The 19,918-nt window shown below is 71.8% G+C and carries 18 protein-coding genes and 1 riboswitch; of the genes, 14 read left to right on the top strand and 4 right to left on the bottom strand.

Translation table 11 applies throughout. The features are described 5' to 3' along the window. Nucleotides 1-75: 75 nt before the first annotated feature. From WFJ17_RS11980 to WFJ17_RS11940, 9 genes are all read left to right on the top strand, one after another. Nucleotides 76-1,569: a fumarylacetoacetate hydrolase family protein gene (locus WFJ17_RS11980; protein ID WP_292884898.1), complete on the top strand. Its 1,494-nt coding sequence runs from the start codon at nt 76-78 to the stop codon at nt 1,567-1,569. Beyond that, a complete protein-coding gene (locus tag WFJ17_RS11975; RefSeq protein WP_251438630.1) occupies nt 1,566-2,231 on the top strand; it encodes a GntR family transcriptional regulator in 666 nt (221 codons plus the stop codon). Before WFJ17_RS11980 ends, WFJ17_RS11975 begins: the two co-directional genes overlap by 4 nt. Nucleotides 2,232-2,290: 59 nt before the next feature. Beyond that, nucleotides 2,291-3,829 (top strand): 5-carboxymethyl-2-hydroxymuconate semialdehyde dehydrogenase, encoded by a 1,539-nt coding sequence (gene hpaE / locus WFJ17_RS11970; protein WP_336648534.1) that lies wholly within the window; start codon nt 2,291-2,293, stop codon nt 3,827-3,829. A gap of 43 nt (nt 3,830-3,872) precedes the next feature. Continuing rightward, nucleotides 3,873-5,036 carry a 3,4-dihydroxyphenylacetate 2,3-dioxygenase gene (hpaD, locus tag WFJ17_RS11965; protein ID WP_336629450.1) on the top strand — a complete coding sequence of 388 codons (1,164 nt, stop codon included), beginning with the start codon at nt 3,873-3,875 and terminating at the stop codon, nt 5,034-5,036. After that, nucleotides 5,033-5,821 (top strand): 2-keto-4-pentenoate hydratase, encoded by a 789-nt coding sequence (locus WFJ17_RS11960; protein ID WP_251438633.1) that lies wholly within the window; start codon nt 5,033-5,035, stop codon nt 5,819-5,821. The genes hpaD and WFJ17_RS11960 overlap by 4 nt, the downstream gene beginning before the upstream one ends. After that, complete coding sequence (locus WFJ17_RS11955) at nt 5,806-6,609, top strand: HpcH/HpaI aldolase family protein (RefSeq protein WP_336648533.1); 804 nt, start codon at nt 5,806-5,808, stop codon at nt 6,607-6,609. The genes WFJ17_RS11960 and WFJ17_RS11955 overlap by 16 nt, the downstream gene beginning before the upstream one ends. A gap of 164 nt (nt 6,610-6,773) precedes the next feature. Beyond that, nucleotides 6,774-8,024 (top strand): MFS transporter, encoded by a 1,251-nt coding sequence (locus WFJ17_RS11950; protein ID WP_295033317.1) that lies wholly within the window; start codon nt 6,774-6,776, stop codon nt 8,022-8,024. A 37-nt stretch (nt 8,025-8,061) separates the two neighbouring features. Then, nucleotides 8,062-8,793 (top strand): DUF6882 domain-containing protein, encoded by a 732-nt coding sequence (locus WFJ17_RS11945; RefSeq protein WP_336648532.1) that lies wholly within the window; start codon nt 8,062-8,064, stop codon nt 8,791-8,793. 26 nt (nt 8,794-8,819) lie between these two features. Further along, nucleotides 8,820-10,022, top strand: a complete 1,203-nt coding sequence (locus tag WFJ17_RS11940; RefSeq protein WP_336648531.1) for a HupE/UreJ family protein — start codon at nt 8,820-8,822, stop codon at nt 10,020-10,022. A gap of 35 nt (nt 10,023-10,057) precedes the next feature. On the opposite strand, the gene WFJ17_RS11935 is transcribed toward WFJ17_RS11940, so the two are convergent. Next, nucleotides 10,058-10,534: a DUF4188 domain-containing protein gene (locus WFJ17_RS11935; RefSeq protein WP_336648530.1), complete on the bottom strand. Its 477-nt coding sequence runs from the start codon at nt 10,532-10,534 to the stop codon at nt 10,058-10,060. A 66-nt stretch (nt 10,535-10,600) separates the two neighbouring features. Between WFJ17_RS11935 and WFJ17_RS11930 the strand changes: the two genes are divergently transcribed. Both WFJ17_RS11930 and WFJ17_RS11925 read left to right on the top strand, forming a co-directional pair. Beyond that, complete coding sequence (locus tag WFJ17_RS11930; protein WP_336648529.1) at nt 10,601-11,242, top strand: TetR/AcrR family transcriptional regulator; 642 nt, start codon at nt 10,601-10,603, stop codon at nt 11,240-11,242. Nucleotides 11,243-11,252: 10 nt separating this feature from the next. Further along, nucleotides 11,253-12,341, top strand: a complete 1,089-nt coding sequence (locus WFJ17_RS11925) for an N-formylglutamate amidohydrolase (RefSeq protein ID WP_336648528.1) — start codon at nt 11,253-11,255, stop codon at nt 12,339-12,341. A 33-nt stretch (nt 12,342-12,374) separates the two neighbouring features. Here WFJ17_RS11925 and WFJ17_RS11920 read toward each other — a convergent pair whose 3' ends face one another. Continuing rightward, complete coding sequence (locus WFJ17_RS11920; RefSeq protein ID WP_336648527.1) at nt 12,375-13,718, bottom strand: anaerobic C4-dicarboxylate transporter family protein; 1,344 nt, start codon at nt 13,716-13,718, stop codon at nt 12,375-12,377. A 118-nt stretch (nt 13,719-13,836) separates the two neighbouring features. Here WFJ17_RS11920 and WFJ17_RS11915 point away from each other — a divergent pair, with 118 nt between their 5' ends. Continuing rightward, nucleotides 13,837-14,373 carry a hypothetical protein gene (locus tag WFJ17_RS11915; RefSeq protein WP_251438641.1) on the top strand — a complete coding sequence of 179 codons (537 nt, stop codon included), beginning with the start codon at nt 13,837-13,839 and terminating at the stop codon, nt 14,371-14,373. 69 nt (nt 14,374-14,442) lie between these two features. Here WFJ17_RS11915 and WFJ17_RS11910 read toward each other — a convergent pair whose 3' ends face one another. Together WFJ17_RS11910 and glyA are read right to left on the bottom strand one after the other, a co-directional pair. Continuing rightward, a complete protein-coding gene (locus tag WFJ17_RS11910) occupies nt 14,443-15,324 on the bottom strand; it encodes a bifunctional methylenetetrahydrofolate dehydrogenase/methenyltetrahydrofolate cyclohydrolase (protein WP_292884919.1) in 882 nt (293 codons plus the stop codon). A gap of 179 nt (nt 15,325-15,503) precedes the next feature. Continuing rightward, entirely contained in the window at nt 15,504-16,778 is a 1,275-nt protein-coding gene (gene glyA, locus WFJ17_RS11905) for a serine hydroxymethyltransferase (RefSeq protein ID WP_251438643.1), read from the bottom strand. Nucleotides 16,779-16,812: 34 nt separating this feature from the next. Continuing rightward, a riboswitch (ZMP/ZTP riboswitch) is annotated at nt 16,813-16,895 on the bottom strand. Between the two features lie 85 nt (nt 16,896-16,980). Between glyA and WFJ17_RS11900 the strand changes: the two genes are divergently transcribed. Together WFJ17_RS11900 and nagA are read left to right on the top strand one after the other, a co-directional pair. Continuing rightward, a complete protein-coding gene (locus WFJ17_RS11900) occupies nt 16,981-18,543 on the top strand; it encodes a family 20 glycosylhydrolase (RefSeq protein ID WP_336648526.1) in 1,563 nt (520 codons plus the stop codon). Next, nucleotides 18,540-19,715 carry an N-acetylglucosamine-6-phosphate deacetylase gene (gene nagA / locus WFJ17_RS11895; protein WP_336648525.1) on the top strand — a complete coding sequence of 392 codons (1,176 nt, stop codon included), beginning with the start codon at nt 18,540-18,542 and terminating at the stop codon, nt 19,713-19,715. Before WFJ17_RS11900 ends, nagA begins: the two co-directional genes overlap by 4 nt. Nucleotides 19,716-19,918: the final 203 nt, after the last annotated feature.

The following is a 19,918-nucleotide window of genomic DNA, read 5'->3' as shown; positions in this document are numbered from 1 at the left end:
GGCTCGACACGATGATATACGATTTCGAATACGACGCCAAGGCACCCCTGGCACCCACCGCGCGAGGAGGCGCCCATGTCCGCACCGATCGACCGGCCCGGCAAGATCATCGCGATCCACCTCAACTACCGCTCCCGTGCCGACCAGCGCGGCCGCACCCCCGCGACCCCCTCCTACTTCTTCAAGCCGTCCTCCTCCATGGCCGGCACCGACGGCGTCGTGGAGCGCCCCGCCGGCACCGAGCTGCTCGCCTTCGAGGGCGAGATCGCACTCATCATCGGCACCGCCGCCCACCGGGTGAGCGTCGAGGACGCCTGGTCGCACGTCGCCTGGGTGACCGCGTCGAACGACCTCGGGCTCTACGACCTGCGCGCGAACGACAAGGGCTCCAATGTGCGCTCGAAGGGCGGCGACGGCTACACCCCGATCGGGCCCGACCTCATCCCGGCCGCCGAGGTCGACCCCGCCGAGCTCCGCGTGCGCGCCTGGGTGAACGGCGACCTGCGGCAGGACGATGAGACCAGCGGCCTCCTGTTCCCGCTGCCGCAGCTGATCGCTGACCTCTCCCAGCACTTCACGCTCGAACCCGGCGACATCATCCTCACCGGCACCCCGGCCGGATCCAGCGTGATCGTCCCTGGGGACGTCGTCGTCGTCGAGGTCGACGCCCCGCACTCCTCCCGGACGTTCACCTCCGGCGGGCTGCGCACCACCGTCACGCAGGGCACCGTCGCCTTCGACGGCTCCCTCGGATCCCTCCCCGCCGTGGACGACCTGCAGCGCGCCGAGGCCTGGGGATCGCGCGAGGCGGCCGGGCTGCCCGCCGAAGCCGCCGCGGAAGCCCCCGCGACGGAGCCCGGACTCGACCCGCAGCTCCGCGCCAAACTCGCGGCCGCCCCGACGGCGGGCCTCAGCGCCCAGCTCCGCAAGCGCGGCCTGCACGCCTGCTTCATCGACGGGGTCTCGGCGAACCTCCCCGGCGCCAAGATCGTCGGGACCGCGAAGACGCTGCGGTTCGTCCCCGCCCGCGAGGATCTGTTCAAGACCCACGGCGGCGGCTACAACGCGCAGAAGCGCGCGTTCGATGCCGTCGAGGAGGGCGAGATCATCGTGATCGAGGCCCGGGGGGACGCCACCACGGGAACGCTCGGCGACATCCTCGCCCTGCGCGCCCAGGCCCGCCGCGCCGCCGGCGTGGTCACCGACGGCGGCGTGCGCGACTTCGCCGCGGTCGCCGAGATCGGCCTTCCGGTCTTCTCCCAGGGCGCGCACCCCTCGGTGCTCGGCCGCAAGCACGTGCCGTGGGACGTCGACGTGACGATCGCCTGCGGCGGCGCCACGGTGCAGCCGGGCGACATCATCGTCGGCGACAGCGACGGCGTGATCGTGATCCCGCCCGCGCTCGTCGAAGAGGTCGTCGACGCCACCCTCGCCCAGGAGGAGGAGGACGCCTGGATCGCCGAGCAGGTCGAGGCCGGGCATCCCGTCGACGGGCTGTTCCCGATGAACGCCGCCTGGCGGGCGAAGTACGACGCCGCGAAGGCCGCATCCGCGGAGCCCGGGGCATGACCGACCTGCTCACGGCGAGCAAGTCGGAGCAGGCCTACTCGTGGATCCGCTCCCGCATCGCCTCGCACGCCTTCGGCCCCGGCTTCCGGCTGGTGCTCGGCACGATCGCCGACGAGCTCGGGATGAGCGTGGTGCCCGTGCGCGAGGCGATCCGCCGGCTCGAGGCCGAGGGCCTCGTCACCTTCGAGCGCAACGTCGGGGCGCGGGTCTCGCTCGTGGACGAGAGCGAGTACGCGCACACCATGCAGACCCTGGGCCTGGTCGAGGGCGCGGCGACCGCGCTTTCCGCCCCGCTGCTCGACGCCGATGCTCTCGCCCGCGCGGCCGAGGTCAACGACCGCATGACCCGGCTGCTGGACAGCTTCGACGCGCACCGCTTCACCGAGCTGAACCGCCAGTTCCACTCCGTGCTCTACGAGCCCTGCCCCAACCCGCACATCCTCGACCTCGTGCACCGCGGCTGGGCCCGGCTGTCCGGGATCCGCGATTCCACGTTCGCCTTCGTGCCGGGACGGGCGGGGCACTCCGTCGAGGAGCACGTGCAGATCCTGGATCTCATCCGCTCCGGCGCCGATCCCCTCGAGATCGAGCTCGCCGCCCGCAACCACCGCTGGCGCACGATGGACGCGTTCCTCGACGCCCGCCGCTCCGAGACACTCTGACCGCACGACCGGCCCCGAGAAGGGCCGGAACAACCCAGGAACCACCCGGAAGGACGATGATGACCGACGCCTACACCCCCGCCGATCTCCCCGAGAAGATCCAGCACTACATCGACGGCGAGTTCGTCGACTCCCTCGACGGCGACACCTTCGAGGTGCTCAACCCCGTCACGAACGAGACCTACGTGCGCGCCGCCGCCGGCAAGAAGGCCGACATCGAGCGCGCCGTCGCGGCCGCCAAGCGCGCCTTCGACGAGGGCCCCTGGCCGCGCATGCTCCCCCGCGAGCGCTCGCGCGTGCTGCACAAGATCGCCGACATCGTCGAGTCCCGCGATGCGCGCCTCGCCGAGCTCGAGTCCTTCGACTCGGGTCTTCCGATCACCCAGGCGCTCGGCCAGGCCCGCCGTGCCGCCGAGAACTTCCGCTTCTTCGCCGACCTGATCGTCGCGCAGGCCGACGACGCGTTCAAGGTGCCCGGCAAGCAGATGAACTACGTCAACCGCAAGCCGATCGGCGTCGCCGGCCTCATTACGCCGTGGAACACGCCGTTCATGCTCGAGTCCTGGAAGCTCGGCCCCGCGCTCGCGACGGGCAACACGGTCGTGCTGAAGCCCGCCGAGTTCACGCCGCTGTCCGCTTCCCTCTGGGCGGGCATCTTCGAGGAGGCGGGGCTGCCCCAGGGCGTCTTCAACCTCGTGCACGGCCTCGGCGAGGATGCCGGCGACGCCCTCGTGAAGCACCCCGACGTGCCGCTCATCTCGTTCACCGGCGAGAGCCGCACCGGTCAGCTGATCTTCGGCAACGCGGCGCCCTTCCTGAAGGGCCTGTCGATGGAGCTGGGCGGCAAGAGCCCGGCCGTCGTCTTCGCCGACGCCGACCTCGACACCGCGATCGACGCCTGCATCTTCGGCGTCTTCTCCCTGAACGGCGAGCGGTGCACGGCCGGATCCCGCGTGATCGTGCAGCGCGACGTGTACGACGAGTTCGTCGAGCGCTTCGCGGCGCAGGCGAAGCGCGTCAAGGTCGGCCTGCCGCACGACCCGACCACCGAGGTCGGAGCGCTGGTGCACCCGGAGCACTACGAGAAGGTCATGAGCTACGTCGAGATCGGCAAGGGCGAGGGCCGCCTCGTCGCCGGCGGCGGGCGCCCCGAGGGCTTCTCCACCGGCAACTACGTCGCCCCGACGGTGTTCGCCGACGTGGCCCCCGACGCGCGCATCTTCCAGGAGGAGATCTTCGGCCCGGTCGTCGCGATCACCCCCTTCGACACCGACGAGGAGGCACTGGCGCTCGCGAACAACACCCGCTACGGCCTCGCCGCCTACATCTGGACGAACGACCTCAAGCGCGCGCACAACTTCGCGGGCGCCGTCGAGGCGGGCATGGTGTGGCTGAACTCGAACAACGTGCGGGACCTGCGCACTCCGTTCGGCGGGGTGAAGGCGTCGGGCCTCGGCCACGAGGGCGGCTACCGCTCGATCGACTTCTACACCGACCAGCAGAGCGTGCACATCACCCTCGGCGCCCCGCACAACCCGGTCTTCGGCAAGCAGGCGCCGCCGGCCGAGCAGGACCTCGACGACCCGGACCCCCGCTGACCCGATCACCGGACCGACTTCTCTTTCACGCAAGGACGCTGACATGACCAATCGCGCCGACATGACGCTCACCTCCTCCGGCTTCTTCACGAGCCAGGAGGCGCCCATCTCCACCGACAACCCGATCCCGACCCCCTCCTCCCCCGCCCCGGACGTGCTCCGCTGCGCCTACATGGAGCTCGTCGTCACCGACCTCGCCGCCTCGCGGGTCTTCTACGTCGACGTGCTCGGGCTGTACGTGACGGAGGAGGACGACGAGACGATCTACCTCCGCTCCACCGAGGAGTTCATCCATCACAACCTCGTGCTGCGCAAGGGCCCCGTCGCGGCCGTCGCCGCGTTCTCGTACCGGGTGCGGGAGCCCTCGGACCTCGACCTCGCCGTCGCGTTCTACACCGAGCTCGGCTGCGACGTGCGACGCAACCCCGACGGCTTCGTGAAGGGGATCGGCGACTCCGTGCGCGTCGTGGATCCGCTCGGCTTCCCGTACGAGTTCTTCCACCAGACCGACCACGTCGAGCGGATGAGCTGGCGCTACGACCTGCACATCCCCGGCGAGCTCGTGCGCCTGGACCACTTCAATCAGGTCACCCCCGACGTGCCGCGCGCCGTGAAGTACATGCAGGACCTCGGTTTCCGCGTCACGGAGGACATCCAGGACGAGGAGGGCACGGTGTACGCCGCGTGGATGCGCCGCAAGCCCACCGTGCACGACACCGCGATGACCGGCGGCGACGGCCCGCGCATGCACCACGTGTGCTTCGCGACGCATGAGAAGCACAACATCCTCGCGATCTGCGACAAGCTCGGCGCGCTCCGCCGCTCCGACGCGATCGAGCGGGGACCCGGCCGCCACGGCGTGAGCAACGCGTTCTACCTGTACCTCCGCGACCCCGACGGCCACCGCGTCGAGGTCTACACGCAGGACTACTACACCGGCGACCCGGACAACCCCGTGGTCACCTGGGACGTGCACGACAACCAGCGCCGCGACTGGTGGGGCAACCCCGTCGTGCCGAGCTGGTACACCGACGCCTCGCTCGTGCTCGACCTCGACGGCAACCCGCAGCCGGTCGTGGCCCGCACGGACAGCAGCGAGATGGCCGTCACGATCGGCGCCGACGGGTTCAGCTACACCCGTCCCGCCGACGAGGAGGCCATGCCGGAGTGGAAGCAGGGCGAGTACAAGCTCGGACACCAGCTGTGAGCCTCGACGCCGGCACCATCGCGCAGCTCGCCGCGGAGCTCGCCGAGGCCGACCGCGCGCACGGGGTGATCCCGCGCATCACGGCACGGCACCCCGAGGCGACCGTCGAGGACTCGTACGCGATCCAGGGCGTCTGGCGCGACGCGCAGGTCGCCGCGGGACGCCGGCTGGTGGGGCGCAAGATCGGCCTGACGAGCAAGGCGATGCAGCAGGCGACGGGCATCACCGAGCCCGACTACGGCGTCATGTTCGACGACACGGTGTACCCGTCCGGATCCGAGATCCCGGTCGACCACTTCTCGAACGTGCGGATCGAGGTCGAGCTCGCGTTCGTGCTCAAGGAGCCGCTCGAAGGCCCCGACTGCACGCTCGAGGACGCCCTCGCCGCGATCGACTACGCCGTGCCGGCCCTCGAGGTGCTCAACTCGCACATCGAGCTCGAGGGCCGCACGATCGTCGACACGATCAGCGACAACGCGGCCTACGGGGCGATGGTGCTCGGCACCGTGCACAAGCGCCCGGACGAGATCGACCTGCGCTGGGTGCCCGGGGTGCTCAGCCGCAACGGCGAGATCGAGGAGACCGGGGTCGCCGCCGGCGTCCTCGGTCACCCCGCGACGGGCGTCGCCTGGCTCGCGAACAAGTTCCACCAGCACGGCGCGCGCCTCGAGGCGGGAGAGATCATCCTGGCCGGATCCTTCACCCGGCCGATGTGGGTCTCGCGCGGCGACGAGGTGCGCTGCGACTATGGGCCGATGGGAGTCATCGAATGCCGCTTCGTCTGAGCCCGACGTTCCGCGAGCGCCTCGCCGGCGCCGACCGCCCCCTGATCGGGATGTGGGCGTGCACCGGCAGCCCCGTCGTCACCGAGATCGCGGCCGGATCCGGACTGGACTGGCTGCTCGTCGACGGCGAGCACTCCGCCAACACGCTGGACACCCTCCAGGTGCAGCTGCAGGTCGCCGCGGCCTACCCGATCACCCCGCTCGTGCGCGTGCCGTGGAACGATCCCGTCATCATCAAGCAGGTCCTGGACCTCGGCGCGCAGAACCTCATCGTGCCGATGGTGTCGTCCGCCGACGAGGCGCGCGCCGCGGTCGCCGCGACCCGTTATTCGCCGCAGGGCGTGCGCGGCGTCGGATCCGCCCTGGCCCGCAGCGCCCGCTGGAACCGGGTCGAGGGATACCTCGCCGAGGCCGCGCAGCACGTGTCGGTCACCGTGCAGATCGAGACCGCCGCGGGCGTCGCCCGGGCGGCGGAGATCGCCGCGGTCGACGGCGTGGACGCGGTGTTCGTCGGGCCGTCCGATCTCGCTGCGTCGCTGGGGCTGCTCGGACAGCAGACGCACCCCGACGTGATGGCCGCCGTGGAGCAGGTGTTCGCCGCGGTGACCGCTGCGGGCAAGCCGGTGGGCGTGAACGCGTTCGACCCGGCCGCGGCCGATGCGTACATCGCCGCGGGCGCCGCGTTCGTCGCGGTGGGCGCCGACGTCGCCCTCCTCGCCCGCGCCTCGGAGGCACTCGCGACCCGGTTCCTCCCCGCCTCGGCCACCGGCCCCGCCTCCAGCTACTGACCTCGGCCTCCTCACCCGGGGTGCCCGAGGTCCGGTGCGCACAATTCAGGCCGGATGTCGCTCACGCGAGGGAACCGGCCGTGGATCCCGGTCCGGGCGACATCCGGCCTGAGTAGTGCGTGCCGTCCGGCGTGCGGTGCGCCGAAGCTGTCAGGATGGGGCGAGTGAAGAAGGCCCTCGCCGCGCTGCAGGACCGCGGGTTCCGCTGGTTCTTCCTGGCGCGCACCCTCACGCTCGTCACCGGCTCGATGTCGTCGATTGCCCTCGCGTTCGCCGTGCTGAGCATCGACAACGATGCCGGTGCGCTCTCGATCGTGCTCACGGCGTTCACGGTGGCGAACGTCCTCTTCCTGCTGCTCGGCGGCGTCGTCGCGGACCGGCTGCCGCGGGCGCTCGTGATCCAGACCAGCTACGTGGTCGACATCCTCTCGATCGGCACGACGGCCGCACTGCTCTTCACGCACACCGCGACGGTCCCGCTGCTGGCCGGCCTCGCCGCACTGAACGGCGCATCCGCCGCCTTCGTCATGCCCGCGATGCAGGGGCTCATCCCGCAGCTGACGACGCCCGCTCATCTGCAGCAGGCCAACGCGCTGCTGTCCTTCGCCCGCTCCGCCACCACGATCGCGGGCCCGGTCGTCGCAGGAGGCATCGTCGCGCTCGCCGGCCCCGCCTGGGTCATGGTGATCCAGGCGGCGGGCTGGGCGCTCGCGATCGTGTTCCTCGCGCTCGTGCGCCTGCCGCCGCCCGTGCGCGGGCAGCGGGCGGGCCTGTTCCACGACCTGCACGACGGATGGCGCGAGTTCTGGTCCCGCCCCTGGCTGTGGATCGTCGTGCTCGCGTTCATGGTCCTCAACGCGATCCACGTCGGCGCCTGGGGCGTCGCTGGTCCGTACATCGCCAAGAACGACCCGCTCCTCGGCATCGCCGGCTGGGGGTGGGTCGTGAGCGCCGAGGGCGCGGGCGTGCTCGTGATGACCCTCGTGCTGCTCTGGCTGCCGCTGCGGCGCCCGCTGCGGCTGGGCATGCTCGGGATGAGCGCCCTCGCGATCCCGCTCACGCTCCTGGGCGTGCACCCCTCGGTCCTGCTCCTCATCGCCGCCGCGTTCATCGCGGGTGCGGGCGTCGAGGTGTTCAGCACCGGGTGGAACGTCACGATGATGGAGCAGATCCCCGAGGACAAACTGTCCCGGGTGTCCAGTTACGACATGCTCGGCAGCTACATCGCGATGCCGCTCGGCACGCTCGCCTTCGGCTGGCTGATCGCGCGCGCCGACGTGACCGCGCTCATGGTCGGCTCGGCGATCGTCTACGCGGTCATCGCCCTGGGCACCATGCTGATCCCCGGCATCTGGCGCATGGGACGGGCGACGGCCGCGTCCGGCGCCCGCGAACAGGCGCCGGATGGCGTCTGACTGGCGCATTCATAGGCGTCCGCGGCAGGATGAACCCATGACCTTCCCCGCCCTCGCGCCCCTCGCCGACCGCGCGGCACTGTTCGCCGCCCTCCGCCAGGACCAGCTGGTCGCCGCGACCGCCGCCCTGGGCGAGCACCGCTGGGACGCAGACCTCGCGGCGGGCACACTGACCTTCACGTCCGAGACGGATCCGAGCCGCACCCTCGTCGCACGCGCGTCGCTCGTCGCGACGATCGCGCCCGGACCCCGCTCGCTGATGTGGGCCTGGGCGCACCCGCAGGGCGGATCCGACCCGTCGGTCGCAGGACTCCGCGACTACGGCACGACCTACTCGATCGCCGAGCTCTCGACCCCGGAACTGCCGTTCCCGGCCGAGGCCGACGCCGATCTGGACGGCTGGATCGCCGGCGCCGCGCATCAGGTCGGCGCGATCGCGGAGGAGATCACCGGCCGCTCGCCGTACTACTCCGCGCCCGTCGGCAGCGGCACGCGCGCCATCTTCCTGCTCGACGCGCCCCTCCCGCCGCTCACCGTCGCCGACGCCGTCGTCGCGCTCCCGCGGATCCTCTCCGAGCTGACGCTCTCCGACGCGCGCTCCTCGGTCTGGGATCTGGCCCGTCTCGCCGGCTGGAGCATGCAGTGGGCCGACGAGGCCTACTCCGCGGCGGTCGTCAGCGACGCGAGCGGCAGCGCGACGTTCCGCTTCGACGAGTACGCGCGCATCGCCGGGATCGAGTCGCAGCTCGGGCAGGTCCCGCAGGCCTGACCCGGGCCGGAGCAATGCTCCCGACGATGCGCTCGGCGCCGCGCGTCGCGGTCGTCCTCGCGCTCGTCGCCGCCGCGCTCCTGCTCTCGGCCGGCCCCGCCGCCGCGCATGTGACCACGGTTGCGTACGCAGATCTGACCCCGGCGGGCACGACCGACGTCCGCGTCGAATTCGATCTGCAGTACGAGCTGCTGAGCGCCTCGGCGGCGAGGGCGCAGCACGATCCCGCGCTGTTCGACGACGCGATCGAGCACCCTCGGCAGGGCGCCGAGGGTCAGGTGCTGGCCGACCACGCCGCAGCGATCCTCGCCTACACGACGGCGCGCTTCCGCGTCGCGGTCGAGGGCGGAGCAGGCTGCGTCCCCCGACCGGACGGGCCCGCCGCATTCCACACCAGGGATGCGACCGATTATGCGCGCTTCGCGGTGCGCTACGCGTGCGGCGCCGGGCACGACGGGGCGTTCGTCGTGCGGAGCGCGCTGTTCCCCGACTCCGAGGGCATGGTCAAGGACACCAAGACGATCGTGACGTACGCCCTCGACGGGCGCAGCGGCAGCGCCGCGCTCGATGCCGCGCATCCGCAGTTCTCGACAGCTCAGCCGTGGACCGCGCGCTTCGCCGAGTTCTTCCTCCTCGGGGCCGAGCACCTGCTCACGGGGATCGACCACATCCTGTTCCTCGTCGCGCTCGTCATCAGCTCGCGGCGCCTGCGCGACGTGGTCTTCGCGGCGACATGCTTCACGGTCGCGCACTCGATCACGTTCCTCCTCTCCGCGCTCGGTCTGGTGCACATCGGCGCGAACGTCGTCGAGCCCGCGATCGCGCTGTCGATCGCCGCGGTCGCGGGCTGGCACCTCTGGGAGGAACGGCTCCGCCGCGCCGCACGCCACCGCGGAGAGCCGGCGCCTCCGCCCAGTCGCAGGGCAGCCCTCCTGCGCCTCGGGATCGTGTTCGGATTCGGACTCATTCACGGCCTCGGCTTCGCGACCGCGCTGAAGATCGAGGAGCCGTGGTCCTGGACCCTGCTCTGGTCGCTCCTCGTCTTCAACCTGGGGATCGAGGCGGTGCAGCTCTCGATCATCCTGGTGGTCTTCCCGCCCCTCCTGCTGCTCCGCCGCCGGATGCCCCGGACGGCGACCGCGCTGGGCGTCGCCGTCACCGCCGTGGTGCTCCTGTTCGGCCTGATCTGGTTCGTGATGCGGGCACTCGGCCTGCCCGGCGCTCCCTGAGGCCGTCGCCTGCCTGCAGACGCCCGCCGGCCCGCTCAGCGGCCGAGCCGCTGGCGCGCGGTGTTCCGGCCCGCGCCGACCGGCTCGTGCGCCGTCGCGGCGGCGAGTCCGAACAGCGGCATGTCGGCGTAGATCGCCTCCATCTCCCCCGCCGGCACCTGGTACGTCTCGTGCCAGACCCCGACGCTGCCAGATCCGAGCATCGTGCGCATGAAGTCGCGCCACGGCTGCAGATGCGGGGCGTCCCGATCGGCGGCGAAGCGCTGCAGGTGCTCCGGGCTCTCCCAGTAGGAGAGCAGGATCGTGGTGCGCCCGAGCCAGCTCTCGCAGCCGAGCATGCCTGCCTCCGGGTGCTCTGCGAGATGCCGCAGGATCTTCGGCATCTGCCGCGCCACGCGCTGCACCCGGCCCAGCTGCCACCATCTGTTCGCCCGCATCCCGATGACGAACACCGTGATGTCGCTGCGGTCCACGGCTGCCGTGTACCGACCGGGGAAGACCTGCCTGCTCATCGCCACTCCTTGCGAACGTCGTTATAGAACATTGTTACAGAACGACGTTACGATAAGATCCTTTCCATGGCAAGACCCATCACCCACGACGCGGCCCTGCGTTCGCGACTGATCGAGGTCGCCTCGGCGATGATCGACCGGGACGGCCCCGACCGCTTCTCCGTGCGCGAGGCGGCGGGCGAGGCAGGGACTTCGACATCGGCGGTCTACTCGCTGTTCGGCAGCAAGGCGGACCTCATCACCGCCGTGGTCGCGGACTCCTTCGCCTCGTTCGCCCGCGCGCAGCGCGAGGCGGAGCCCGGGGGCCTGCGCGCTCTCGGCGAGGCGTATCGCGCCTGGGCGCTGCAGCACCCCGATCGCTACCGGCTCATGTTCAGCGGCGCGATCGCCGGAGCACCTCACGGCGCCCCGAGCGCCGGCGGTGACCCGGAGCCCGATCCGGAGCTGGATGCGCTCCTCCCCCTCGCCCGCACCCTCACCGGCGCCGATCGCGTCGACGAGGACGTCGATCTGCGCAGCACCCTGGCCGTCTGGGCGCAGGTGCACGGCGCGGTCAGCCTCGAGCTCGCGCGCGTCGCCCCGCCCTGGATCGACGCCGACGCCGTGTACGCGACGGTGCTCGACGCGATCGCCGCGGTGCACCCCGGGCGCTGGGTCCCGGAGGACGACCGCGAGCCCGGACCGCTCGCCCGGTGGGCCGCTGGGTAGCATGAGCCGCATGGGCGCCCTCGACCTCATCCCCGCCGGCCGCACGTTCACCCCCGACGACATCGTCGTCTACGCGGATCCGGAGCACCGCTCCCTCGACGACGCGCTGCGCGACGCCGACCTGCTCGTCAGCTGCCCGCACGCCGGCGCCGCGATCCCCGAGGAGCTCGCCGAGTTCCTCTCCCCCGCGCTCACGCGACGGCTGCAGTACGACTTCACCGATGTCGCGACGGCGGCCGTCGTGCGGCGCTGGGCATCGCAGGATCCCCGGGTCGTCGCCGTGATCAACCCGCATCCGCGTCTCGTCCGCGATCCGAACCGCGCACGGCCCGCCGACGTCGCCGCCGACCTGACCGCGGCGATCGAGCGCGTCCGCGCCGCCGGCCCCTGGCAGAGGGTCGACCTCTCCGGGGTCGACGCGATCCGCCCCGTCACGTTCTCGTTCTTCCCGATCATCGAGGTGCCGGACACCGGGGCCGGCCTGCACCGGCTCGTCGAGACGTTCGTCGAGGTCGCCGAGCGCGGTCTCGGCGTCTACGAGCGCACCCGCGACGAGCTGACCGAGCGGATGGTCGCCGAGCGGCTGCGCACCGGAGGCGCGCTCACCCGGCTGTCGTTCCACGACACCATGAACACCACGACCACGAAGGACGGCGCGGTCGACGTCCCGCGCGCCGAGAAGGACCGCCTGCCGAACATCGTCGCGCTCTCCAACCGGGGCGACGCCCGCGGCGAGGAGCGCGACCCCGCCGACCCCCCGACCATGGCGCCGGAGCGCCTGCGCGCCCTCGCCGAAGCGCACCGCGTCGGCTTCGACGCCGCGCAGCCGGGTGATGTCGCCCTCAACCAGCCCTATCTCGGCAGCCAGGAGATCCTCGCCGCCGGCGCCCGCTTCCGCACGCTCGCGGACGAGGCCGCCGCGGCGGGAGCCGTGCTCGACGCCGTGCAGGCCGAGTTCCTCCGCGAGTTCCTGCTCGGCGACGCGGCCACCGCGCAGCTGCACCGGCCCGGCACCGACTGGATCACCGAGGACCCCGCGCACGTCGACAGGATCGCCACGGCCTGCCGCCGCTCCTGGGACCTGTACCGAGCGGGCTGATCCCGGCGGAGCCCGCCCGCCGACGAGGGCGGATCAGCCGCCCCAGAGCACGCCGAAGAGGGCGCCGAAGCCGATCGTCGTCACGGCGAGGATGAGCGTGGGGGCGAAGAACGAGTGGTCCACGAGCTTCGTGCCGAGCTTCGTCGTCCCCGAGGTGTCGAAGTTCGCCGCGGCGATCTGCGAGCCGTTGGTCGGCAGCAGGTAGATGCCCGCGAACGCGCCCGCCCACATGCCCGACAGCAGCCCGAGCGGGATCCCCGCCGCGAGGCCGATCGGCACGATCGTGCGGGTGGCCGTGGACTGGCTGGTCGTGAGCACGCAGACGAGGAAGACGCCGAGGGCGAAGATCCACGGGGCCGCGGTGACGAGGCCGCCGACGCCCTCCGAGATGAGCGTCGCGTGCGCGCCGAGGAAGGTGTCGGTGAGCCACGCGAGGCCGAACAGCGCGATCGCCGAGACCATGCCGGCCTTGAACACCGACATCGTCGGGATCTCGCCGACCTTGGGGCGCGACACGAGGAGGATCACGGTTCCGGCCACGAACATCACGATCTCGATGATCGGCGTCATGCTCACCGGGTCGCCCGAGCCGTCGAGCGGGCGGAGCCCCTTGAACAGGCCGAACAGCACGATCACGGCGACGCCGAGCAGGAAGATGATCGCCGCGTTGCGTCCCGCGGCGGTCACGGTCACGTCCGCCTTGACCTCGGCGGCGCCCGCCCGCGGCGGTGCGAGCTCGCCGCGGGCGATCTTCGCCTGCACCTCCGGGTCGTCGGCGAGCTCCTTGCCGAGACGGTTCACGACGAAGCTCGACACCACGATGCCGACGACGGCGGCCGGGATCGTCACCTTGAGGATGTCGATGAGCTCGAAGTTCCACGGCGCCACGTCGGTGAGCGTCACCATCGCGGCCATCGCCGCCGAGACCGGGCTGCAGGCCAGCGCGACGCCGGTCGCGACCACGGAGAGCGAGAGGGGGCGCGACGGCCGGATGCCGTTGCGGTACGAGAGGTCCTGGATCACGGGCAGCAGCGGATAGAGGATGTTCGAGGTGCCCGCGCCGACCGAGAAGAGGAAGGAGATGAGCGGGGCGACGAGCGTGATCTGCTTCGGGCTGCGCGCGATGAGCTTCGCCGCGACCGACACCATCCAGTCGATCCCTCCCGCTGACTGCATCATCGAGGAGGCGAGCACGACCGACAGCACGATGAGGAGCGCATCCACGGGCGGCGACCCGGGCGGCACCCGGAACACGAACACGAGGATCGCGACGCCCGTCCCTCCCCAGAGGCCGAGCCCCACGCCGCTCGAGCGCGTGCCCATGACGATGCAGCCGAGGACCACGATCAGTTCGGCGATGAACAGGGCGATCTGCATGTGCGTCTCCTCGAGGGTCGCGGACGCGGCCAGCATATTGGCCTGCGGTCCGGCCGCGCACCCCCTGCCCGGCGCGGCGCCCCTCCCGGCGCGCTCCGTCGCATGACAGTCTGGACGCATGAGGAATCTGATCGTGCGGTTCGCGTCGCTCTACGTCTTCAACGTGGTCGTGCTGCTCGTGGTCGGCTGGCTGACCCCGGCGCGGGTCGGCCTGCACGCGCTGTGGGCGTCCGTGATCCTGACCCTGGCGACGCTCTTCCTCAAGCCGCTGCTGAAGAGGGCCGCCACCTCGATGTCGTCGAGCGGCACGAAGTTCGTGCAGTACCTCGCCGTGTTCGCGGTCGAGTTCCTGATCTGGGCGCTCACGGTCTGGCTGAGCGGCGTGCGCGCCGGCAACGTCTGGGGCTGGATCGTCCCGCCCGTGATCCTGCTGGTCGGCTGGGTCGTCTACGACCAGGTCGACGACGCGCTGTCCCGCAAGGCCGGTGAGCTGTACGACGCCGCCGGGGCGAGGATCGCCGGATCCCGTTCTTCGGCCTCGCCTGCGCCCTCCGCGTCGTCCGCACCGTCCTCCGCCGCGACCGCCGCCGGCCGGCAGGAGCTCGACGACGGCCTCACGCCCGAGCAGCGTCGCATGCTCGACGAACTCGGCTGATCTCCCGTCCCGGACGGGGAACGGGCGGATCCGACGCGTCGTCGGATCCGCCCGTTCTCGTCTGCGTGCTCAGGCTGCGGCGCGCTCGGCGGCCTCCACCACGTTCGTCATGAGCAGCGCGACCGTCATCGGCCCGACCCCGCCGGGGTTCGGCGAGACCCAGCCGGCCACCTCGGCGACCGCGGGCTCCACGTCGCCGTAGACCCTGCTCTTCCCGGTCTCCGGGTCGTCCTCGCGCGTCACTCCCACGTCGAGCACCGCCGCACCCGGCTTCACGTCCTCGGCGCGGATGAGGTGCTTCACCCCGGCGCCCGCGACGATCACGTCGGCCTGACGCAGATACGGCGACATGTCCGGCGTCCCGGTGTGCACCTGCGTCACCGTGGCGTTGATGTCGCGGCGGGTGAGCAGCAGCCCGATCGGGCGGCCGATCGTGACGCCGCGGCCGACGACCACCACGTGCTTGCCCTTGAGGTCGTAGTCGTTGCGCAGCAGCAGCTCGATCACGCCGCGCGGCGTGCACGGCAGCGGCGTGTGGATCGGCGCGTTCACGTTGAGCACGAGCCGGCCGAGGTTCGTCGGGTGCAGCCCGTCCGCGTCCTTCGCCGGGTCGATCCGCTCCAGGATCGCATCGGTGTCCAGGTGCTTCGGCAGCGGCAGCTGCACGATGTAGCCGTGGCAGGCCGGATCCGCGTTGAGCTCGTCGATCACGGCCTCGACCTCGGCCTGGGTCGCGTCGGCCGGCAGCTCGCGCTGGATCGAGTTCATCCCGATCGCCTCGGACTGCCGGTGCTTCATGCCCACGTACAGCTGCGAGGCCGGATCGGCCCCGACGAGGACGGTGCCGATGCCGGGGACGATCCCCCGCTCCCTCAGTGCGGAGACCCGCTCGGCGAGCTCCGCCTTGATCTCCGCCGCTGCCGCCTTGCCGTCAAGAATCTTCGCGGTCATCGAGGTCTTCCATTCTCTCGTCGAAGGTGTTCTGTCGCCCGCCCCTCGGGGGCGTTGAGCGAGGACGCCGGCGGCGACCGAGACGAAACGCGGCGCTCTTGCGACATTTGCCGCGTTTCGTCTCGCTCGGCCTGCGGCCGTGCTCGCTCAACGACCCCGGGGGCAGTATCCCGTCGGGTCTACTGCTGCAGGTCGGGGTACAGCGGGAAGGCGCCGGCGAGCGCGTCGACACGGGCGCGCAGGGCCTCGACGTCCGCGCCGGGCTGCAGCGCGAGCGCGATGACGTCGGCCACCTCGGTGAACTCCGCATCCCCGAAGCCGCGGGTCGCGAGCGCGGGCGTGCCGATGCGCAGGCCCGAGGTGACCATCGGCGGACGCGGGTCGTTCGGGACGGCGTTGCGGTTGACCGTGATGTGGATGTCGTGCAGCAGGTCCTCCGCCTGCTTGCCGTCGATCTCGGCGTCGCGCAGGTCGACGAGCACGAGGTGCACGTCGGTGCCGCCCGAGCGCACCGCGATGCCCGCATCCTTCACGTCCTGCTGCGAGAGACGGTCGGCGATGATCGCCGCACCGCGCAGCACGCGCTCCTGGCGCTCCTTGAACTCCGGGGTGCCGGCGATCTTGAACGCGGTCGCCTTCGCGGCGATCACGTGCATGAGCGGGCCGCCCTGCTGGCCGGGGAAGACGGCCGAGTTGATCTTCTTCGCGATCTCGGCGTCGTTCGTGAGGATGAAGCCCGAGCGGGGGCCGCCGATGGTCTTGTGCACGGTCGACGAGACGACGTGGGCGTGCGGCACCGGGTTCGGGTGCAGGCCCGCGGCGACGAGACCGGCGAAGTGTGCCATGTCGACCCACAGCAGGGCGCCGACCTCGTCGGCGATCTCGCGGAACGCGGCGAAGTCCAGCGTGCGCGGGTACGCCGACCAGCCGGCGATGATGACCTTCGGCTTGTGCTCGATCGCGAGACGGCGCACCTCGTCCATGTCGATGGTCGAGGTCTCCGGGTTCACGCCGTAGGCGACGATGTCGTACAGGCGGCCGGAGAAGTTGATCTTCATGCCGTGGGTGAGGTGACCGCCCTGGTCGAGCGAGAGGCCGAGCAGGGTGTCGCCGGGACGGGCGATCGCGTGCAGCACGGCGGCGTTCGCGGTCGCGCCGGAGTGCGGCTGGACGTTCGCGAACTCGGCGCCGAACAGCTCCTTGGCGCGGGCGATCGCCAGCTCCTCGGCGACGTCGACCTCCTCGCAGCCGCCGTAGTAGCGGCGGCCCGGGTAGCCCTCGGCGTACTTGTTCGTCAGCACCGAGCCCTGCGACTGCAGGACCGAGACGGGGACGAAGTTCTCCGAGGCGATCATCTCGAGGAAGGTCTGCTGACGCTTCAGCTCACGGTCGAGGACCTGGGCGATCTCGGGATCGACCTCGGAGAGAGGCGCGTTGAAGTAACGGTCGGTCATGGCGTGCTCCTTTGACGGTTGCGAAAGAGGGGTGCTCATCGGCCCAGGCGCGCGGTCGAATCCATGACGGTCGCTCCCCGGTGGTGACCCACCCAGACGCCAGTCGCGACATCCCGAGCCTACCCGATCGGGATGCGGATCCGTCGGGCGATGACGAGCGGCGGATGCCCCGGTCGGCCCGCGGGCGCGGTAGTTTTTGTTCATGGTCCTGCATGATGCGCTGCCGCTCATCCCGTTCCCGTCCTCCGCGAGCCTCGGGGAGGGATCCGTCCCGATCGCCTCCGTGCGGGTCGACGGGGATCCCGAGACGGCCGCGCTGCTGCGCACCGACCTCGCCGCGATCCTCGGCTCAGAGGCCCTCACGACCGACGGCGGCACCGCGATCAGCCTCGTGATCGATCCGGCGATCGGATCCGCCGAGGGCTACCTGCTCGATTCGTCCGCAGGCGGGGTCCGCATCACGGGGCACGACCGGGCCGGGCTGTACCACGGCACCCGCACGCTCCTGCAGTTGGTGCGCCGCGACGGGACGCTGCCCGTCGTGCGCATCGAGGACGCCCCGCGCTTCGGCTATCGCGGGGTCATGCTCGACGTGGCGCGCCACTTCTTCTCCGTCGCCGACGTGCAGCGCTACATCGACCGCGCGGCGGGGCTGAAGTTCAACCGCCTCCACCTGCACCTCACGGACGACCAGGGCTGGCGCATCGAGATCGCCTCATGGCCCCAGCTCACCGGTCGCGGCGCGGCCGGCGACGCGACCGGCGGACCCGGCGGCTTCTACACCCAGGACGACTATCGCGCGATCGTCGACTACGCGGCCGCGCGCCACGTCACGGTGATCCCCGAGATCGACCTGCCCGGGCACACCCACGCGGTCGGCCTGGGCTACCCCGAGCTCGTCGAGGAGCCGACCCTCACCGAGGCGAACCTCACCGAGGCCGCCGAGCTCGGCCAGCCGCTGCCGGTGCACGGAGAGCAGTACGCCGGCTGGGGCGTCGGGCACTCCTCGGTGCGCATCCACAACGAGCGCACCTACGACCTCATCCGCGACGTGCTCGGCGAGATCGCCGCGCTCACCCCCGGCCCGTTCCTGCACATCGGCGGCGACGAGTGCCTGGGCACCTCGGCCGCCGACTTCGCCCTGTTCTTCGAGCGCGCGGGACAGCTGGCCGCCGAGACCGGCAAGGTTCCCGTGGCCTGGCACGAGGCCGGCGCCGTCGAGGGCCTCCCCGCCGGGATGATCGGCCAGTACTGGGGATCCGTCACGCCGGAGGGGGATCACGCCGCGCACGCGCGCCGGTTCGTCGAGCGCGGCGGCGCGCTGATCCTGTCGCCGTCCGACCGCGCCTACCTCGACATGAAGCCCCGCGCCGATCATCCGCGCGGGCTGGCCTGGGCCGGCATCGTGCCGCTGCGCACCTCCTATGACTGGGATCCCGCACGGGTGATCGACGGAGTGCCGGTCGAGGCGATCCTCGGCATCGAGGCGCCGCTGTGGACCGAGTCCGTGACGACCCTCGCCGAGGCCGACGGCCTCGCGTTCCCGCGGATCGCCGCGCAGGCCGAGGTCGGCTGGTCGGCGCAGGACGGCCCGGAGCGCTCCTGGGAGTCGTTCCGCACGCGCGTCGCGGAGCTGGTCCCCGCCTGGGAGGCGGCCGGCATCGCCGTCGATCGCGCCGCACTCGAGGACGATCCGCCGGCGCGAACGGCGGACACCGAGACCCCGCACGCCCCTTCGACCACGACCGACCAGGAGACCGCATGACCGCCCGCACCGAGAGCTCCGCGCAGGGAACGCTCGTCATCCACTCCGCCCGCATCGTCTCCGGCGGGTCCTCCGTCGACGACGGGTGGGTGCGCTTCGAGAACGGCGCCGTCGTCGCGCGCGGAACCGGGTCCGGCTGGACTCCGGCCGAGACGGTGGTCGACGCGCGGGAGGCGGCCGGACCCGGAGCGATCCTCACCCCCGGGTTCGTGGACATCCACGGGCACGGCGGCGCGACGGCCGCGTTCGACGACGGCGTGGAGGCGATCCGCACCGCGCGCGCCATGCACCGCAGCCACGGCACCACCCGGGCCGTGGTGTCGCTGATCACCGCGGCCCTCGACCAGCTCGCCGAGCGCATCGGCATGGTCGCCGACCTGATGGAGACGGACCGGGACCTGCTGGGCTCGCACCTGGAGGGTCCCTTCCTCGATCCCGGCCACAAGGGCGCCCACGACCCCGAGCTCCTGCGCCTGCCCGAAGCCGCGGACGTCCAGCGCCTGCTCGACGCCGGCCGCGGCACGGTGCGGCAGGTCACGCTCGCACCCGAGCTCCCCGGCGGCATGGAGGCGATCCGCCTCGTCGTCGCGGCGGGCGCCGCCGCAGCGGTCGGGCACACCGATGCGGATGACGACACGCTGCGCGAGGCCTTCGACGCCGGCGCGACGATCCTCACGCACGCCTTCAACGCGATGCGCCCCGTGCACCACCGCAACCCGGGCCCCGTGCTCACGGCCGCGCACGACGAGCGCGTCACGCTCGAGGCGATCGCCGACAACATCCACCTGCACCCGCACGTGATCAAGCTCGTGTTCGACGAGGCCCCTGGCCGGGTCGCCCTGGTCACCGATGCCATGGCCGCGGCCGGAGCGGCCGACGGCGACTACATGCTGGGCTCGCTGCGGGTCACGGTCCTGGACGGCGTCGCTCGCGTCGAGAGCGGCTCGATCGCGGGATCCACGCTGACCCAGGATGTGGCGCTGCGCCGCGCCGTGGAGGCCGGCGTGCCGCTGCCCGACGTGATCGACGCGCTCACGCGCACCCCGGCGCGGGCGATCGGCGTGGGCGACCGGCTCGGCGGCCTCGAGCCGGGAAAGCTGGGGGACGCGGTGCTCCTGACCGCCGACCTGGACGTCGCGGTGGTGTGGACCGGCGGCGCGCTGACGCGCTGATCCGCGAGACGCGGATCCGGCGAGGGCCGGGGGCCTGCCGCTCCCCAGCGGCGACCCCCGTACCCTCGACCCTTCCCCAGATCCTCACGCAACCCGAAATCGGAGGATCCCCCCGTGTTCAGAGCGGGGCGGCCCGGAACTCCTCCCCCGAGGCGCCGGGCCGACCCCGCCGGCGGATCCCCATCCGCCGGAGTCGTTGTTCG

Source organism: Microbacterium sp. MMO-10 (assembly GCF_037148715.1).
Taxonomy (GTDB): domain Bacteria; phylum Actinomycetota; class Actinomycetes; order Actinomycetales; family Microbacteriaceae; genus Microbacterium.
The sequence above is the reverse complement of the archived record's forward strand: the minus strand, read 5'-3'. Positions and strand labels throughout refer to the sequence as shown.

Bases quoted from the DNA above. Each gene is read 5' to 3' on its own strand.
- WFJ17_RS11975 (WP_251438630.1), top strand. From the start codon at position 1,566: ATGACCGACCTGCTCACGGCGAGCAAGTCGGAGCAGGCCTACTCGTGG.
- WFJ17_RS11955 (WP_336648533.1), top strand. From the start codon at position 5,806: ATGCCGCTTCGTCTGAGCCCGACGTTCCGCGAGCGCCTCGCCGGCGCC.
- WFJ17_RS11940 (WP_336648531.1), top strand. From the start codon at position 8,820: ATGCGCTCGGCGCCGCGCGTCGCGGTCGTCCTCGCGCTCGTCGCCGCC.
- hpaD (WP_336629450.1), top strand. From the start codon at position 3,873: ATGACCAATCGCGCCGACATGACGCTCACCTCCTCCGGCTTCTTCACG.
- WFJ17_RS11945 (WP_336648532.1), top strand. From the start codon at position 8,062: ATGACCTTCCCCGCCCTCGCGCCCCTCGCCGACCGCGCGGCACTGTTC.
- WFJ17_RS11915 (WP_251438641.1), top strand. From the start codon at position 13,837: ATGAGGAATCTGATCGTGCGGTTCGCGTCGCTCTACGTCTTCAACGTG.
- WFJ17_RS11910 (WP_292884919.1), bottom strand. From the start codon at position 15,324: ATGACCGCGAAGATTCTTGACGGCAAGGCGGCAGCGGCGGAGATCAAG.
- WFJ17_RS11980 (WP_292884898.1), top strand. From the start codon at position 76: ATGTCCGCACCGATCGACCGGCCCGGCAAGATCATCGCGATCCACCTC.
- WFJ17_RS11930 (WP_336648529.1), top strand. From the start codon at position 10,601: ATGGCAAGACCCATCACCCACGACGCGGCCCTGCGTTCGCGACTGATC.
- WFJ17_RS11925 (WP_336648528.1), top strand. From the start codon at position 11,253: ATGGGCGCCCTCGACCTCATCCCCGCCGGCCGCACGTTCACCCCCGAC.
- WFJ17_RS11920 (WP_336648527.1), bottom strand. From the start codon at position 13,718: ATGCAGATCGCCCTGTTCATCGCCGAACTGATCGTGGTCCTCGGCTGC.
- WFJ17_RS11935 (WP_336648530.1), bottom strand. From the start codon at position 10,534: ATGAGCAGGCAGGTCTTCCCCGGTCGGTACACGGCAGCCGTGGACCGC.
- hpaE (WP_336648534.1), top strand. From the start codon at position 2,291: ATGACCGACGCCTACACCCCCGCCGATCTCCCCGAGAAGATCCAGCAC.
- glyA (WP_251438643.1), bottom strand. From the start codon at position 16,778: ATGACCGACCGTTACTTCAACGCGCCTCTCTCCGAGGTCGATCCCGAG.
- WFJ17_RS11900 (WP_336648526.1), top strand. From the start codon at position 16,981: ATGGTCCTGCATGATGCGCTGCCGCTCATCCCGTTCCCGTCCTCCGCG.
- nagA (WP_336648525.1), top strand. From the start codon at position 18,540: ATGACCGCCCGCACCGAGAGCTCCGCGCAGGGAACGCTCGTCATCCAC.